At 66.7% G+C, this 14,398-nt stretch carries 19 protein-coding genes; 4 read left to right on the top strand and 15 right to left on the bottom strand.

Features of this window, described 5'->3' with window-relative positions:
* The coding region (locus CF165_RS32850) for a hypothetical protein (RefSeq protein WP_143268714.1) at positions 1-323 on the bottom strand (323 nt) is incomplete at its 3' end.
* 81 nt (positions 324-404) lie between these two features.
* On the opposite strand from CF165_RS32850, the gene CF165_RS32845 reads away from it, so the two are divergent.
* Positions 405-1,889, top strand: coding sequence for a pentapeptide repeat-containing protein (locus CF165_RS32845; RefSeq protein WP_093951456.1), 1,485 nt, complete (start codon positions 405-407; stop codon positions 1,887-1,889).
* Between the two features lie 10 nt (positions 1,890-1,899).
* Here CF165_RS32845 and CF165_RS32840 read toward each other — a convergent pair whose 3' ends face one another.
* On the bottom strand, positions 1,900-2,190 hold the full coding sequence (locus CF165_RS32840) for a hypothetical protein (RefSeq protein WP_205661031.1): 291 nt from the start codon (positions 2,188-2,190) through the stop codon (positions 1,900-1,902).
* A gap of 116 nt (positions 2,191-2,306) precedes the next feature.
* Complete coding sequence (locus CF165_RS32835; protein WP_093951455.1) at positions 2,307-2,585, bottom strand: hypothetical protein; 279 nt, start codon at positions 2,583-2,585, stop codon at positions 2,307-2,309.
* Between the two features lie 152 nt (positions 2,586-2,737).
* On the opposite strand from CF165_RS32835, the gene CF165_RS32830 reads away from it, so the two are divergent.
* Positions 2,738-3,757 carry a hypothetical protein gene (locus CF165_RS32830; RefSeq protein WP_093951454.1) on the top strand — a complete coding sequence of 340 codons (1,020 nt, stop codon included), beginning with the start codon at positions 2,738-2,740 and terminating at the stop codon, positions 3,755-3,757.
* A 9-nt stretch (positions 3,758-3,766) separates the two neighbouring features.
* Here the strand turns inward: CF165_RS32830 and CF165_RS32825 are convergent, their stop codons facing one another.
* The 8 genes from CF165_RS32825 to CF165_RS32790 all read right to left on the bottom strand — a co-directional run bounded on the left by CF165_RS32825 (position 3,767) and on the right by CF165_RS32790 (position 8,686).
* A complete protein-coding gene (locus CF165_RS32825; protein ID WP_093951453.1) occupies positions 3,767-4,408 on the bottom strand; it encodes a phage tail tube protein in 642 nt (213 codons plus the stop codon).
* 89 nt (positions 4,409-4,497) lie between these two features.
* The gene (locus tag CF165_RS32820; protein ID WP_093951452.1) at positions 4,498-4,923 is read right to left on the bottom strand and encodes a hypothetical protein; all 426 of its coding nucleotides are present in this window, start codon (positions 4,921-4,923) and stop codon (positions 4,498-4,500) included.
* Complete coding sequence (locus tag CF165_RS32815; protein WP_093951451.1) at positions 4,920-5,237, bottom strand: hypothetical protein; 318 nt, start codon at positions 5,235-5,237, stop codon at positions 4,920-4,922. The genes CF165_RS32820 and CF165_RS32815 overlap by 4 nt, the downstream gene beginning before the upstream one ends.
* 16 nt (positions 5,238-5,253) lie before the next feature.
* The gene (locus tag CF165_RS32810; protein ID WP_093951450.1) at positions 5,254-5,583 is read right to left on the bottom strand and encodes a head-tail adaptor protein; all 330 of its coding nucleotides are present in this window, start codon (positions 5,581-5,583) and stop codon (positions 5,254-5,256) included.
* A gap of 17 nt (positions 5,584-5,600) precedes the next feature.
* Positions 5,601-5,969, bottom strand: coding sequence for a hypothetical protein (locus CF165_RS32805; RefSeq protein ID WP_143268713.1), 369 nt, complete (start codon positions 5,967-5,969; stop codon positions 5,601-5,603).
* Positions 5,970-6,802: 833 nt separating this feature from the next.
* The gene (locus CF165_RS32800) at positions 6,803-6,982 is read right to left on the bottom strand and encodes a hypothetical protein (RefSeq protein ID WP_093951448.1); all 180 of its coding nucleotides are present in this window, start codon (positions 6,980-6,982) and stop codon (positions 6,803-6,805) included.
* Entirely contained in the window at positions 6,982-7,977 is a 996-nt protein-coding gene (locus CF165_RS32795) for an SU10 major capsid protein (protein WP_093951447.1), read from the bottom strand. Before CF165_RS32795 ends, CF165_RS32800 begins: the two co-directional genes overlap by 1 nt.
* A gap of 43 nt (positions 7,978-8,020) precedes the next feature.
* Positions 8,021-8,686 (bottom strand): hypothetical protein, encoded by a 666-nt coding sequence (locus CF165_RS32790; protein ID WP_093951446.1) that lies wholly within the window; start codon positions 8,684-8,686, stop codon positions 8,021-8,023.
* A gap of 39 nt (positions 8,687-8,725) precedes the next feature.
* Between CF165_RS32790 and CF165_RS32785 the strand changes: the two genes are divergently transcribed.
* Positions 8,726-8,905, top strand: coding sequence for a hypothetical protein (locus CF165_RS32785; protein ID WP_093951445.1), 180 nt, complete (start codon positions 8,726-8,728; stop codon positions 8,903-8,905).
* Between the two features lie 39 nt (positions 8,906-8,944).
* Here CF165_RS32785 and CF165_RS32780 read toward each other — a convergent pair whose 3' ends face one another.
* Entirely contained in the window at positions 8,945-9,922 is a 978-nt protein-coding gene (locus tag CF165_RS32780; RefSeq protein WP_093951444.1) for a VG15 protein, read from the bottom strand.
* Positions 9,919-11,427, bottom strand: coding sequence for a phage portal protein (locus CF165_RS32775; RefSeq protein WP_167441624.1), 1,509 nt, complete (start codon positions 11,425-11,427; stop codon positions 9,919-9,921). The genes CF165_RS32780 and CF165_RS32775 overlap by 4 nt, the downstream gene beginning before the upstream one ends.
* A gap of 48 nt (positions 11,428-11,475) precedes the next feature.
* Between CF165_RS32775 and CF165_RS50480 the strand changes: the two genes are divergently transcribed.
* On the top strand, positions 11,476-12,084 hold the full coding sequence (locus tag CF165_RS50480) for a hypothetical protein (protein WP_143268711.1): 609 nt from the start codon (positions 11,476-11,478) through the stop codon (positions 12,082-12,084).
* Here CF165_RS50480 and CF165_RS32770 read toward each other — a convergent pair.
* A complete protein-coding gene (locus tag CF165_RS32770) occupies positions 12,074-13,720 on the bottom strand; it encodes a terminase large subunit (RefSeq protein ID WP_240521905.1) in 1,647 nt (548 codons plus the stop codon). The genes CF165_RS50480 and CF165_RS32770 overlap by 11 nt on opposite strands.
* A gap of 82 nt (positions 13,721-13,802) precedes the next feature.
* Positions 13,803-14,261 carry a phage terminase small subunit P27 family gene (locus CF165_RS32765; RefSeq protein WP_093951442.1) on the bottom strand — a complete coding sequence of 153 codons (459 nt, stop codon included), beginning with the start codon at positions 14,259-14,261 and terminating at the stop codon, positions 13,803-13,805.
* Positions 14,262-14,398: the final 137 nt, after the last annotated feature.

Below are 14,398 nucleotides of genomic sequence, written 5' to 3'. Positions count from 1 at the left end.
CCTAGGCCGCGCACCGTGGCGCCGACGCTCTTGTCGGCCACGGCCTTGATCGAGACGGAGTGGCCGGACAGCTCGCGGACCAGGCGCTGAAACCGGGTTTCCGCCGGGAGCGCGTCCAGCTCGGCCAGCAGCCGGATCGCGGTCTGATCGCCCTCGCGGGCCGCGACCCGCAGCTGCTCGCGCAGCAGGGTGGTTTGCAGTTGTGCGGTCAGCTTCAGCGCGGGGGCGTCGCGCTCGGACTCGCGGACCTGGTCGCGGATGTGGCGGCCGAGCCCCTGCAGGCTCGGCATGATCTTGAGGTAGGCGTGACCGACCGTTGCCACGGGCGATCACCACCTGCAGCAGTCAAAGACACACAGCTAACGTGCGACGGCTTCGCTGCTCGGCTGTGGTGGAATGCGGAGATGAAGGACGACTGGGCCAACCGCGAGCTGCGCCACTTCAGATGGGTGTGGGTGTGGCTCGCCCTGGTGGTTGGCGTGGCTGTTGGCGTTGTCGTTACTGTGCTGCTGTGGGGTCGATCAACTGTCGAGCACCGCGACGCGTTCGACGCAGGTTGGAAGAGTTCGGCAGCTGTTCTCGCAGCCCTGGCGACATTTTTAACCGTCGAGCGGCTTCGTCTCGGGCAACGCGAGCATCGACGACAGCTTCTTGCTGACCGGGCCAAGCAAGAAACCGATCTCGCAACACATATTACCAATCTTTCATCGAAAGCAAGCGAGCAACTCGGTAGCGAGAAAGCCGCAGTCCGGATAGGTGGCCTTACCGATCTAGAAAGGCTTGCGCAATCTTACCCAGAGTTGCGACAAACTGTCATTGACAGAATATGTGCCTACCTTCGCGCACCGTACTACCCGCCGTCAGATAAATTCCCAAGGCGCTCGATGCGACTTATGCGCGACGCGAACACAGAAGCGGGTGACGAATCGAACCAAACGAACAACCCTGAAGTGGTCTACGAAGAAAGTGACGATCTCGTTCCGCAAGATCTCACCGATATTGAGGTTGCGGGAGCAAGATTGGAGCTGGATGTTCGACGCACGGCACAACGAATATTGCAGCGCCACCTCCTGTGGCCAAGCGACTCCGACGCGCCCGAAAGTTATTGGGGCTCGCTAAAGGTCGATCTTCGTGACGCTACCCTTGTTGAGAGCGATTTCAAGGACTGCCGTTTCGACACCGCGGATTTTCGAGATGCAAAGTTCTACGGGTACAGCAGCTTTATTGGCGCACGACTCGACGGTCACGTGTGGTTTGACGACGCACATTTCGTGAACCGGACATACTTTTTGGAGTCGCGATTCAGCGAGCGAGCTTCCTTTCGGGGCACACGCTTCTGGCATAGTGTATTTTTCAATAAATCAGAGTTCGTCAAGGGCGCCGACTTCTCGGGTGCCGCATTTGATGCCCAGACGGAATTTAAGCAGGTGGACTTCAGGGGAAAGACGGAGTTCTGCTCGGCAAAATTTCTGAGCGTCGCCTTCTTTTATGAGGCAAACTTCGGGGAAGATGCCGACTTCTGCCACATCGAAGTTGGCATGGCAGCTCAATTTCCTGACGTCAAGTTCGACGGAAGCACCCGATTTGACGTGGCACGATTCTTGAGCGGCGTCAATTACGAGCGCGCATCCTTCAAGGGGTCAGCAAGATTCTGGGGTGCCACTTTCGAAGGAAGTGCATGGTTTAATCGGTCAAGGTTTGCGGCCAGGGCGGACTTCAGTCGGGTAAAATTTCACAGCACGATACACCTTGACGAAGCTGTCTTCGAGCAAGGGTGCGATCTGGAAGACGTGTACGTGGAGAACCCTCCCAAAATTCGCCCATGCCTCGACAAACTGCCCGATTGGGTTTTGAGAATGAAGGGCCTCAGGTCGTCACCTGACAACTAAGTCAACTCGATTAACCACTATCCGTTTTCCCGCATCCAAAGGGGATATCGCGCAGGCTCTTCAACTCGGGCTCATCCGCCCGGGCGGGTGCTGTGTCGGGTGGGTCGAGGGCGTCAAGCGGGTCGGCCAACTGTTGGTCGGTGACGTCCTGGCCGAGCGCGACCGCCACGGTGGCCCAGAGCGCGGTGAGGCGTCGTTCGGTCGCGGCGGCCAGCAGCTCGCCGCGGGTCCATCCGGCGCGCGGGCTGTGCATCCTCCAGACCGCCGCCTCCGGCGGCAGGTGCCTGACCAGCGCGCACACCCGCCGGTAGGAGAGGCGGTCGCGGTAGAGGTCGAGCAGATCGACCCCGAACCAGCGGAGCAGGTCGGTTTCAAGGGCTTCGGCGGTCGCCTCGTCGGCCAGGAGCAGGGCGACCGTCAGGGGTTTCCCCGGCCCAGCTCCTTCATCACCGCGGCCGAGAACTCCTCGGCGTCGGCAGCGGTGGACGCGAGGCCGCGCCAGGTCGTGTACTGGTCGGCGCCGAGGATGAGCTTGAGCGCGGTGAGGTGCTTGCCCTCTTCCTCGGCTTCGAGCGCTTCGAGCGGGAAGTCCTCGGCACGCGGCAGGGTGAAGCTGGTCCCGCGCCACTGCACCGCGAGGCCGGCTGCGGGCGACGTCGGCTTGCCGGTGGCTTCGGCGCGCTGCTTGGCACTCATTCGGGTGGTTCTCCTTCGTTCGTTCTGCTTCTTGTTGGTCGCTTCGGTACCCCGCGAGTTGGGGTTTGTGCTCGGCGGGAAGAGTTCGGCTGACCGTGCAACCAGGCAAAACCGGTCGCCGGGCCCGATCGCCGTCTGGCACCCTTGACGTCGTGAAACAGCTTGAGCGCCTGGTGGTGCACGTCGAGGAGGCGATCCGCTTCGGCACGGCGGAGGATGAGCCTCACCTTCGGCTGGGCCTGCTGATGATCGACTCGGCCGCCGAGCTCCTGATGCACCGCGAGACCGACTACCAGCTGCGCTGGGGCGCGAAGTTCGAGGAGTACCTGAAGCGTGCCGAAGCGGCCTTAGCGGACGGGCGCGGTGACCAGAAGTATGTCGACGAGTTGCGTGGAAAAGTGTTCTCGAAGAATCAGCGCAACAAGATCGAGAAAGAATTCGATGCGAAGTGCAATCTGCTGGTTCGGGAAAATATCCTCGACGTAGCCCAGGCCCGGGTCTTGAAGAAACTGCACGCCTATCGCAACGAAACCTACCACCGAGACCAGTTGCGCCCGACCACGCTGGCAAGCGCCACCAGGATTTACATCTACCTGGTGTGCACGATGATGACCACAATTCCGGTACACGTCATGGAGTTGTCAGCTGTACCCGACGGGCTGAAGAAGTACCTGAAGCCGGGAGAGACAAGGTTCGACGACGGGTTCGAAACGCAGGCACGTATTGGTCGGGAGTTGCTTGCCGTCTCCGGTATCGGCAAACAGATGAACCTAGGCGCGGTCCTCGCCGAGCACGTCACCGACCGTCTCGACGAGATCGAAGCCATGGTCGAGGAGTGCGTCTCGTTCTTCAACGACACTAACGACCGCGGTTGGGACTTTCTTTCCGTGCTCGGCATGATCCAGGCACCCGAGCCCGACGATCCGCTCGATCATCTGCGACGCACCGTCGATGACTATCGCAAGTGGGCCCGGCCGGTGAACAAGGCGAAGTTTCGGGCTTGGCGGACAGCCGCGGCGAAGCTGGCCACCGAGACGGACGACCTGACCGCGTTTGCCGCCTTCGCCGATCTCGAAGATGAGTTCGAGCCGATTGAACAGCAGGTGAAGAGGCTCGCACTCGACGTCGACAATGCGATCCAAGACCAGATCGACATCGCACGGGGCAAATAACGACGGCAGTCAGTCGGCAGCGGGTTGGTCCTCGTGGATGACGTCCAGCCCGCCGGACGCGACGGCCGGGGCGCCGAAGAGGACGGCGGGGTCGTTGGTCAGCCAGACCGCGATGAACGTCTTGCCCTTGGGCGGGGCGAGCGCGGCGAAGGTCATCCCCCAGCGGGCTTCCTGGGTGCGGGAGAACTGGGCGTCCTGGGTTTCGGAGACCTCCGCCCGAGGCAGGTAGAGCCGGTGGCTGTAGACCTCGGTCGAGGACACCACGTCGGTCCAGTCGATGCACAGCGCGCGGACGTCACCTTTGGGGATGGCAGAGATCTCGGCCCGGTAGATCTTCGACCCGGTCGCAGTCTCGGCGAAGGTCATCCCGCCGAAGTAGGCGGACAGGATGATCGCCTTCGTCTCCTGGAACACCGAGGCGACGGTGAGTTCCTGGGACTTGTAGATGTAGCGCGCCGGGGTGAGCTGCTGCCAGTGCTCGGTGCCTTCCTTCTCCACCTTCCGCGCCAGCGTCGTTCCATCCGGCGTGGACAGGCCCAGGCCGGTCCAGGCGGCCGGGAGCGCAGTGGTCGCGTCCGGCGGTTCAGGGGTGTCGGGAGCAGCGAGCGAGACTTCCCCGGTGCCGGGGACGCGCACGAGCGCGGAGTTCATGGCCAAAGCGGGTACCTCCAGAGCTGGGCTGGAGGCCGGACCGCGCCGCCGGGGTGGGAGGCACAGGGGCCTCCGGCGGGTGATCGTGGTCAGCGTGGCGGGGTGCGGGCGTAGACCGCGACGGCGACGGTCGCCAGCGGCGCCGCCGTGTACGGGTCGATCCCGGCGACCGGCGCGGCGACGGGGTCGCCACGGAGCAGTGCGCCGGGTGGAGCGGGTGTGCAGAGCAGGCCGAGGGCGAGCGCGGCGAGGGCCTTGCTGCTGTGGGCGTCGTGGTGCCAGCAGGTCAGCCGGATCGCCGCGCGCTGGACGGCGGGCCAGTCCCAGGTGTGGCCGTCCTCGGCCACCAGCAGCCACGGCAGGACGGGTGGTCCGCCGTCCGGACCGCGCCCGGTCTCGGTCGACACCTGCGCCCCGGCCGCGACCGGGTCAGCGCCGCCGGCCAGCAGCGGCCGCAGCGCGCGGACGACCAACTCGGCGACGTCGACCGGCACCGGCACGCCGGTACCGGTCACCGGACCTCGTCCGGGTCGAGACCGGCGACGGTCAGCCCGGTATCGGCGGCGGCGCGCTTGAGGACGCCGTGGTGGGCTTCCATGCCGACCCCGGCCGGATGCCGGACCGCCACGGTGACCCCGACCCGGGACGGGGACGGGTCGTCGAACACCTCGACCGGCAACGGGTCCCCGCTCTCGACGCGCAGACCGCGCCCGCGCGCCGCGTCGGCGACCTGCTCGGCGACGGCCTGGACGACCGCGTGCAGCTCGGGTGAGCGCAGCACCTCGGCCACGCCCTCGTAGTCGATCTCGATCCGCTCGAACGCAGACATCGGCGGTCACCTCCTGTCAGCCTTGGACGTGGGTGAGGCGGGCTTCGTAGTGGACGTGCCCGAACCGCGGCGACCACCACGACGGCTCCCCGGACACCTCGAACACCCGTCTCTGCCAGACCACCCGCTCGCGCGCGGCGATCGCCGACTGGGTGTACAGCCGCCAGCTGGTCACTACCGGCGCCCGGCCCGGCGAGGCCGGTTCGGTCGAGCTGCCCGGCTGGAGCAGGCCCCAAACGGGCCGGCGCGGCGCGTCGGAGCCGTACTCGAGTTGCGGAGTCGGATTGCCGTAGGCGTCGGTGACCTGGGTTGGGGTGATCACCTCCAGCTGGTGCGGGAATTGCACGAGTTCGCCTCCTCGCGTCAGGTGGTCCAGATGGAGAACACGCCGCGCGGCGGCTGCGCGGGCGGGCGCAGCAGGTCCAGCTCGTCGTCGGTGAGGTAGAGGCCGCCGCCCTCGTGCGCGGCGGTGCGGGAGTGCCCACCGATCGTCTCGGACTTGTTCCCGTCCGGAGGCGACGCCAGCGCCCGCAGCACGGCGGTAGAGACGACGCCTGGCGCCGTGGCCGGCGGCGGATCTGGAAGATCCGGCACCCGCTGCCGGGCCAGCGCCGATGCATCGGCCAGCAGCACTGCAACGCGCGCTTGCTGCGCGGCAGTGAACTCGACCTCAGTCCGGGCTTGAACATCAGCCACGGTCGCCAAGGGGGCCAGAAACAGCATCTCGACCACCTCAGCGCACAATCTCTGCCCATGACTGATCTCTGGACGATCGCCACAGCGGTTGGAACTGTCGGCTCAGCGTGTGTTGTTGCTTGGCAATCATGGTGGACGCGTCGGGCCGTGCAAGTCAGCCGACGTGCCCTGGAACCTGCCGAAGCAGCAACGATCTATGCGGCTAGAACGGGACTGGACACAGACGCACCTAAGCTTGATGTCACGTTGAACCGAGACCCTGCACGTTGGCTTCTGGAACCAAGCAGTACCGGCGGCGAAGCAAACCCGATTGATCATGCCCGACGTTGGCACTTCTCCGAGCATGAGAACCAGCAGATCATGATGCGGCTCTCGTTGACCCTTTCGAACCTTGGCACGTCGATAGCCGACGTTAACGCGGAGGGCTGCATTGACGTCGATAGGAACCCATCGCCTAGCTTGGCAATTCTGCCCGGCGCAAGTATTCCGGTGGTGCTCCTTGAAGCGACCTTTACTGCCAGGCAATGGTCTGAGAACTGGACCGCTCAGCAGAAGGGCGAGCCGCTGCCGCACCGGGTCGAGGCCACCGTCAGGTGTACGGACGTTCGAGACGAAGGGGTCGTCGATACTTGGCGGCTCCACTTGGAAGGAAGTCCGATCCGGCCGGTCCCCAAGCGTGAAGGCGTATGGGAACTCAACTTCGAGCTCGATGGACAACCCGGAACAGGTGCCGTCCTATTCGACGTGCGCCCGGCCCGCGAACGTCGATATTGGATCTCGCGTAGCAGGAGTATCGAACTGCCCAGCCCTGCGTCTACCTGGCGGAGCGATCCGCCTAAGCAGCTGCGATAGCCACCTGAGCAACTAGGCTACGTAGCCTCACGCTCCTTGGCTGGTCGTCCGCCGACCGCGCGCACGCCGAGTTCTGGGGGGAGCGCCTTGAGCGCGTCGACAGCGGCCTTGTCGGTTACCTCGGCATCGCCATCGACGAAGGTCACGCCGAGGTCGTGTATGACCAGCTGGGGGTACTTGGTGCTGGTGAACTTCATCAGCTACCACTTCCCGCCGGGCCGGTGGTCAGGCCGGTGATCTTGCCGTGCGCGATCTCGGGCCCGTACTCCAGGCCGATCTCGCCGTAGATCTGGGCCTTGTCGACCGAGCCGGTCTTCGCGAGCGGTTCGGAGAACAGGAAGCCCTTGCCGGGGGTTTCGAGCAGGACAGGGGCGCACTGGTCGAGGGAGACGACCTCGACGGTGTCGGCGGGCATGTAGCGGTTGAGCATCACGTTGAGGGTGCCGAAGTCGGTCTCGATCGTGGTTACGGAGACGCCGCCGACGTTGCGGGTCTGCTCGCGGCAGTTCTTCTTGGTGATGAACTCCGCGGTCAGCTGGCGCTTCTGCCAGGCCCCGCACATCAGGGTGGCGGTCTCGGAGACCTGGATGCCGCCGTTGAGCCAGACCTTCTGCAGCAGGTCGAGGATCATCGCCTCGGTCAGCGCGGCGGCGGTGGCGTTGGTGATGACGTTGGTCTTCGTGGCCTCCAGGATGCCGCGGGTGCGGCGGGTCTTGGAGTTGTCCGTGGGCTCCTGGAACGTGCCGGTGACGAAGGAGACTTCGACGTCGCGGCCGATCTGGATCAGCGACTGGCGGGTCTGCCAGTCCATTTCGTTGGTCACCGGGTTGGTGCCCTGGATGCTGGCGGCGTTCGGGTTGGCCGAGCCGGTGGCGGCGAACATTTGCTGGGTGGCCTGGCGGGTGTAGGTGACGCCGATGGTCTCCTGGTGGATCTCCACCACGTTCCGGTCGGTCCCGCGGACCCGGGTCTCTGGGGGCGGGGCGTCGGCGCCTTCGAGGCGCTGTCGGTTCGGGTCGGGGGCGCGCAGGTCGTAGACCTGCCAGGTGTGCACGACGGCGTTGGCGCGCTTGCCGCCGGTCAGGCCGCCGATCGCGGACAGGAACGGGGTGTCGGTCGGGGTCAGGGCGAAGAGTTCGCCGACGAAGTTCGGGGCGTTGTAGGTGTTGGCGATCGCGGCCACACCAGGCATGAAGCCTCCAAGCGTTGGGAAATAAGGAAAAGTCGGCGCGTTCCTAGCGCTGCTGGGCGGCCTGCTCGACAAGACGCTGGTTCTTGAGGCTGATGGCGGTGGCCCAGTCGCCGTTCTTTTCTGCCTCGGCGATCTGCGCGTCGTAGCCGGCGGGCCCGGACTGGCGGGCACCCTGCGACGGGTCCGGAGCCGGACGCCGCCCGGGCAGAGGGGTGTCCCCACGGGCCAGATGCGGCCGTCCGAGCAGCACGGCCGCGAGATCGGTCGTGATGGCGGCGGTGTCGATCTCGCCGTCCTCGCCGACGTAGCGGTCCTTCTCGTCCAGATACCGGGGCGCGTCGGTCGGGTCGGCCCAGCCGGACCCGGCTGCGGCGCGGATCTCCGCGTCCACCGCCCGCCGCCGCAACGCGACCACCTGCGCCTCGGCCGTGCTTGCGCGTGCGGCGGCCTTCTCGGCCTCGCTCTGCTGCGCGGCCTCCAACTCGTCGAGCTTGGCCGCCTTCGACTTGTGGTCCTTGGCCGTCTGCTCGGCCCGCGCGAGCTTGCCCTGCGTCTGCTCGTAGAGCGTCTTGTAGTCGACGGGCGGCGCCTCGGCCTGCGTGCTGGGGGCATCGGGCCCGCCGCTGGTCGTCGACGTGGTGGCGGTAGGCGGCGGGGCTGCGACCGCGCCTTCGGTAGGCGGCGTGCTGGGAATGACATGATCGGTCAAAGGCGTGCTCCTGGAATGGGAATCTGTAAGGATGGCGGGGTGAAGACCCTCTCGCCGCGTGTCTGGGGCACCGCCGCTCTGGCGTGCTCGGGCGGCGCACAGGTGCTCGCGGGAATGGCGGGAAACCTGCTCTGGCAGCTGGCGTTCCTGCTGCTCACTGTGCTCAGTTTGAGTGTCAGTGGGTGGATGGCCTCGCCGACTCTTCAAAAAATCCCATAACTTGACTCGTACCCAAGAAATCTTCCCCTACAACATCTTCTAGGCGAGATAGCCGAACCGTCGCAGGAGCTCGATCAGTTCAGCCTCGTCGCGGGCTGTATTGACCAGCTGTGCCGGGGTCGGGCGCGCGGTGCCGGTGGCGCGGTAGCGGCGGCCTCGCTTGGCGAGGTCGCCGAGCTGGCCGCCGACGCCGCGCACCGTGGTGGCCTCGCGGGTGTACTCGTGGCCTCCGGCGGTGTAGACGGCGCCGTGTCGGCGGGCGTTGACGACGCGGGAGATGTCGGCCCCCGCGCGGATCGCAGCAGCGCCGCCGACGCCGAACGCCTTGTTCTGCTGGGCCGGGGTCATCCGGTCGAACAGGGCGCGCGGGGTGTTGGTGGGGCGGCCGGTGCGCCACTGGTCGCGGGTGACCGGGTGCATCGTGCAGTCGCAGTTGGGGTGGCGTAGAAACCCAGTGCTGTAGCGGTATAACCGGCCCGCGAGCTGGATGCACCGCCCGCACGCGGGCAGGTGCACCACCCGCTCGTACCCGGCGATCTCCGGTTCCAGCACCGCGGCCGCCGTCGTGGCCAGCCGCCCAGCGTCGGCGGTCTCGGTGGCGACGTAGCGCAGCAGCCGCGCCAGCCCCATCGTCCGCGCCTCGCTCGGCGCCACCCCGAGCGCGAGCGCGCGCCGGTAGTGCCAATGCGCGAAGTCCATCAGCACGGCCAGCGGTAGACCGGTCGTCGCGTAGCCGACCCACGCCCGCGCGACGAGCACGCCGAGCGGCGCGGATACCGCCCCGGCTGCGGCGAGCGTCGCCGCGACGTACAGCGGCGCCAGCGCCACCGAGTCGGCCTGCGCCTGCTCCACCGCCGCGACCACGTCCGGCCGAACCTGCTCGGTCCAGACGTCCTGACCTTCCGGCCCGGCGGGAAGCTGTGTCCAGGCTGCCTGCGCGCGTTCGACAGCGGCGCGGAGGATGCGTTGCTGGTCGAGGTAGTAGGCGGTGTCCGGGCTCGTCGACGGCGCGGTCACCGCGGCGTCCCGGCGTAGACGGGCTCCTGGAACTGCACGGCCGTGGTAGGCCGCAGCCGCGACCCGGCGACGATGCTCGGCCGCTCAGGCTGCGGCGCGTCCGGCTGTGGCTGGGGTTCGTCGGGGGTGGGCTTGGGGCCGTAGCCGGCGGCCAGGTCTCCTCCGGCGGCGCGAGCGTAAGCCTCCTGGTCCTCGGCATCCATGTCCTGGATCTGCGCGTCGGAGTAGTCCAGCGCGCGGCGTGCGGCCCGGCGCGGCAGCAGCTTGTCCGCGGAGTACAGCTTCACCACCGCGTCGGCCTGCGCGGCGAACGTCGGCGTCGCCGGATCCATCCACTGCGTCTCCACCCGCTGCGCCTCCTCCGCCACCCGGCCGTCCCGGACGTGCAGGATCCGCTGCGCCACGCGTTCCCAGCCGTCACCGAAGGACGCCTGGCGCCGCTCGGCGCGCTTGATGTGCCGGGACTCCGAGGAGCGGATCGCGTCCGCCGACGCGGGGTTCTCGGTGCTGTAGCCGAGGAAGTGCGGCGGCAACCCGGACAGCGACGCGACCAGCCTCGCGAGTGCGGCGAGGGTGTTGTGGAAGTTGGACAGGTCGGCCTCGGGGAACTGCCCGACCGCTACACCGTCCTCCTTCGGAGATTTCGCCGAGGCCCACAGCACGCCGGCGACCGCCTGCCACGGGGTGAGCGGGTTGCCGTTGCTGTCCACGAAGTCGTTCTTGTCGAACCCGAGCGCGTAGCGTCGGGGCATCGCGTGGAACTCGGCGGACACCATCATGTCCGTGGCGATCTTGCACGCCGCGTCCGACAACGGCAGTACGCTCGCCAGCTCCGAGCGCCCGAGCCGTGGGAGGGCGTAGCGGCGACGCCGGATCCGCGGCCGGTTCACCAGCGGCACGACCGGGACGACGCCCATGCCGTGCTCGTCGCGGTCGGTCTCGGTCCAGTTCCCGCCGGAGTTGTCGGAGGTGTACCAGATCGTCTCGTTCGGCAGGTACAGCGTGGCGTAAGCCTCCGCCAGGTCCCCGTCGCCCTCCTCCGCGTACTGGCGCTTGAGCGCGGCGCGGACCTCGCGGGTGCGCGGGTCCAGGTCGACGTGGACGTCGAACGGCGACTCGATCGTCACCAGCGGCGTACTCGGGTCCTGCTCGTTCGTCCCGACGATCGCGAACGACCGCCCGAGCGCCAGCGCGTCCACATGGGCCTGGCCGGAGTGCAGGCCGAGCCGGTTCGCCTGCCAGATCCGCCACAGCTCGCGGTCGGCCTCCTGCTCGCCGCCGAGCCGGAACCCCGTCACGTCCAGCCGCTCGTCCAGGCTGTCCACGACCAGCTCGGGCCAGTTCACCACGACCTGGCGCACCCGGTTGTCCAGCCGCCGCAGCAGCTCCGGGTGCATGTAGGACAGCGACTGCTCACCCTCGTAGTACGAGTCCAGCAACTCCAGCTGTGGGATTTGCGCATTGTGCTGCCGAGAGACGCGAGTGATCCACGCTTCCGGCGTCAACTCGCTGGCTTCGAAGACCGCGATAGGTCACCTCCTAAGCTGGCAGGCATGACCTGGTGGGCTGCTGTGTTGGGATTCGTTGGCGCGTTGGCTGGCAGTTGGGGCGGTCAGCTCATCGCGTCGAAGAGAGAGGATCGTCGCTGGCTGCGCGAACGTGATCGCGAAGACGTGCGGCACGCACGTGAGATTGAGGTATTTAATAAACGACTATTTCATGACTCACTGGCGGACTGGAGATCCGAGCGAGTCCTTGCCTATCAGGAGTTCCTCGATTCCTTCGACGACTGGTGGAGATCGTCGGCAATTCTCGGAAGGACAATCTTCCCCGGACTCGCAGAGAGTGTGAGCCTGCCAGAGGTCGAAGTCGACGACCTGTACGGTCAGTACAATCGACTGCGGGCGGCAACAAATCGCCTCGAAATCATTGGCGGCAGAGTAATAAACGAAGAAATTGAAAAGCTAGTCGGCGAGGCCATGAGGATAACATCCACCGTCGTGAAGATGGAGCGGCTTAGAGCTGATGGCGCAGAGGTCAACTCCGTCAAGGTGGGCAATGTGCTCACGCAATTGGCCACTGCGCGCGGGCGAATAAAGGACTTGGCTCGCGCCGATGTCCTGGTTGATCAACGCGACATCGACTCGCAATCTAACTCATGACGATCATCTTTCCAGATTTGGCAGGCTTCTGACCTCTCAATCGCCAGCCAGAAACGGCCATCGCGGCCGTAGGGACAGCGTCGATCCGTTTCCCGGTCTTGCCGCGTTGCGGCTTGTCGGGCCGGATCAGGTCGGGTTCGCCGGGCGGGTGGCGGACTTCGACGGAGTCGAAGCAGTACTCGGCGACGGGATTGCCGTGGTGGGACCAGGCGCGGGACCGGGTGAGGGTCATGAGTTCGGTCATACCGTGGGTCATGGCCTTGTAGGTCTGCGGGACCGGGTACATCGGTACCCCGGTCCGCTTCTCCAGCCGTTGGCGGACGGGTTCGCCGGACCATTCGTCGTAGTCGATCTCCGCGACGCGGAGAAGACCGGTGTCGGCGGTGATGTCGTTCTCGATGACGTCGTAGTCGATGACCTCGCCGGGGGTGGCGGTGATCCAGCCCGCTTTGACCCAGCGGGAGATCCGGCCGTCGGTGTGTTCGTCGAGGAAGGTGACTCCGGCTTCGGGGAGCCAGAAGCGCCAGAGCGCGGAGACGTGGCCGTCGACGCCGTCCGGCACGATCAGGCACCACGCGGTCAGGTCCAGCTTCGACGCGAGGTCGAGCCCGCCCCAGGCGGGACGTCGGGCGTGCTGCTCGCGTAGCCGGCCGGGCTCGTCCACGACGGTGCCGACGCAGAGTTGGTAGAGGTGCATCGGCATCCACCGGGTCGACTGGGCGACCCACTGGTTGAGCCGGTACTGGCGGAACGCGTTCTCCTTGGCCGGGTCGTTGCGCGCTTCGAGCGCTTCTTCGCGCAGGGCGGCGAGGGAGAGGAAGTCGCCGAGGGCGGGGTTGGAGTGGTACCAGTTGGCCTCGTCCCATGGGTCGGCGTCCTCGGGCAGGTTGCGCAGGTAGACGAACCGGTGCGGCGCCCGGGCTGGGTCGTCGGCGATCTTGACGCACTCGTCGTGCTCGGCCTTAGCGAACGAGCTCGGGTCATCGCCCGCAGTCGTGGCAGCCAGCAGGAGCGGTTCGAGGCGGGTACCCATGCCGGTGCGCATGGCGTTCCAGAAGTCGCCGTTCGGCTGGGTCAGCACCTCGTCGAAGATCACGCACGACGGGTTCGACCCGAGGTTGCCCAGCGCGTCGGAGGGGACGACGGCGTAGACGCTGTTGGTTTTCTCGTCGACGATGCGGGCGGAGTGCTCGATCACCCGCAGCCGACGCGACAGCACCGGGGAGAGGGCGACCATGCGGGCGGCGACCTTGAAGACGAGCTTGGCCTGGTCGGTGTCGCGGGCGCAGCCGTAGATCTCCGCGGACTCCACCCCGTCGCCGCACAGCATGTATAGCGCGACGAAGGCAAGGAGTTCGGACTTGCCGTTCTTGCGAGCGAGCTCGATCCAGCCGATCCGGTACCGGCGGACGTAGCACTCGGCCTCGGGGTCCCAGCGGACCTCGCCGAAGAGCGGGCGGACGATGCCGTCGCGCTGCCAGGGCGAGAGGATGAACGGGCGGCGGGCCCAGCGGTCTTTGGTGTGGACGCAGATTTCGTGGCAGAACGCGACCGCGTGGTCGGCGCGAGGTTCGCAGAAGTGGTCGCCGCGTTGGCGGCACGTGCTGCCATCGAAAGTGCGCCCGCACTCCGGCAACCCCGAGCCCGGTTTCGGGTGTCGTGGTGTGCGGGTCTTCGGGTTGCCAGAGCGCGTTCGCCGGGATGCCGTGGCCGGCGAGTCAGCTGAGGAGGCGGCCCGCGCCCTTCGAGGTGTCGGCATCGGACACCTCGACCTTGATCGACGCCCGATCCGACGGGGTCAGCCCGAACCGGGACGCGTAGGTCAGGAACGTCCGCTCCGCCTCCGCCTGCACCACCAGCGCCGGGTTCTTCATCAACCCCGACCCGCCTTGGACCAGCAGCGCCGAGCCGTTCACCAGCTGGGTCGCCGCCCGGTAGCGGGCCAGCGCCTCGCACAGCACCAGGAACGCGTCGGTGTCCCAGGCGGTGAGGACACCGCGCGACTCCAGTCCAGGCGCCAGCCGAGCCCAGATCTCGCGGGCTTGCTCCGAAGCCCAGTCAGGGCTCTCGATCTCGGCGGTCGGCGGGACCGGCTCCTCGTCGTTGATCCGGTCCTTGCGGTCGCCGTGCAGGATCCGCAGCGCGGTCGGCTTCGGGTCTGGCCCTCGCTTGCCCATGTGCCCTCCTGACGCGTCTGCGCAGACAGCAAGACTCACAACTGGCGCCCGCTACGCTCTCGGCATGGGCGATGGAGGGGCTAGCCGGACAGCCAAGCACCCGGATGCCGAATGGATCCGAAGGATTCAATTCATAC

Origin of the sequence: Amycolatopsis vastitatis, from assembly GCF_002234595.1 — a bacterium.
GTDB classification, from domain to species: domain Bacteria; phylum Actinomycetota; class Actinomycetes; order Mycobacteriales; family Pseudonocardiaceae; genus Amycolatopsis; species Amycolatopsis vastitatis.
Note: the sequence above shows the minus strand (reverse complement) of the source record. Positions and strands in the feature narration are given on the sequence as shown.